Below are 1276 nucleotides of genomic sequence, written 5' to 3'. Positions count from 1 at the left end.
CTGAGATGGTCTAATTAATCGGCACAGTGAACTTGCTTAACTTAGCAAGATCATGCTGCAACCAGGTAAACCCAAAACTCGGCGTAAATATGACGCTGACTTCAAGAGCGAAGTCGTCAAAATGTTGGCCAGTGGCCAGACCGCCACTTATATTTCCAAGGCGTTAGGTGTTTCAGAGAATTTAATTTACCGTTGGAAAAGTCAGAACCTAGGGGTAAAAAAAGTAAGTAATGAGCAAAGTGAACTGGTTTTGGAAAATCAGCAACTTAAAGATCGAGTGCGGCAACTGGAAACTGAGCGCGAGATATTAAAAAAAGCCTTGAGCATTTTCAGCCGACAGACCTGACGTTACGCTACGATCTTGTCAAGGGATTGGCCGATGTATTTCCAGTCGAAACACTCTGCTCTGTATTGGGTCTAAGCCGCACAGCCTACTATCGTTATAACCGGGGAGAGAGCTACAAGATAACCGGGGAGAGAGCTACAAGCCAACGGTTGAAAAGGGAAGGAAACAGCAATTGATCGAACAGGTTTTCGCCAATCATAAGCGCCGGTATGGGAGTCGACGGATTATGGCTGAGTTAAAAGAGCAAGGCCATGAATTGGGGCGTCATCAAGTGCGAACGCTGATGAAACTTGCTGGTTTACAGTCTATTCAACCCAAGTCATTTGTGCCTCGTACGACGGATAGCACCCACGGGAAGGGGTATTGGCCTAACCTACTGCTAGGGCAGCCTTTACCACAAGGCCCCAATTTAATTTGGGTGAGCGATATCACCTATCTGCCGTTGAGTAATGGAGACTGGGCTTATTTAGGTTCTTGGATGGATCTGTTCTCTCGGCGAGTGGTAGGCTGGCGAGTCGATGACAACATGGAAGATGACCTGGTTATCATTCCCCTGAGTAATGCCTTGCGATCTCGCCAGCCCAACCCTGGCTTGATTACTCACTCGGATCGGGGTGGGCAATATGTGTCGAATGATCTGCATGAACTAATCAGTTTGTGGCAGATTAGGCCTAGCATGAGTCGAGCCGACGATCCCTATGACAATGCTTTTGCGGAGTCATTCTGGAGCCGCTTGAAAGCGGAGCTTTTGGAAGGGGGAACGTTCTTGAGTGTGGAGGATGCTCGAACCGAAATCTTCGAGTATATTGAAATGTACTACAATCGGGTGCGCAAGCATTCGTCGCTGGGCTACAAGAGCCCTGAACAGTTTGAGCAGGAATATTACACAAAACTCGCGAGTTCAGTGTGCCGCTAAACTGGACCACCCCA

At 48.0% G+C, this 1276-nt stretch carries 1 protein-coding gene and 1 pseudogene; both read left to right on the top strand.

The window, feature by feature from the left end; all coding sequences use genetic code 11:
* Positions 1-52: 52 nt before the first annotated feature.
* Positions 53-346: a transposase gene (locus CLV58_RS27885; protein WP_106141123.1), complete on the top strand. Its 294-nt coding sequence runs from the start codon at positions 53-55 to the stop codon at positions 344-346.
* A gap of 169 nt (positions 347-515) precedes the next feature.
* Positions 516-1262: pseudogene (locus CLV58_RS27880) on the top strand (IS3 family transposase); the annotation flags it as partial.
* Positions 1263-1276 lie beyond the last annotated feature (14 nt).

The organism is Spirosoma oryzae, assembly GCF_003002825.1.
GTDB lineage: Bacteria > Bacteroidota > Bacteroidia > Cytophagales > Spirosomataceae > Spirosoma > Spirosoma oryzae.
The sequence above is the reverse complement of the archived record's forward strand: the minus strand, read 5'-3'. Positions and strand labels throughout refer to the sequence as shown.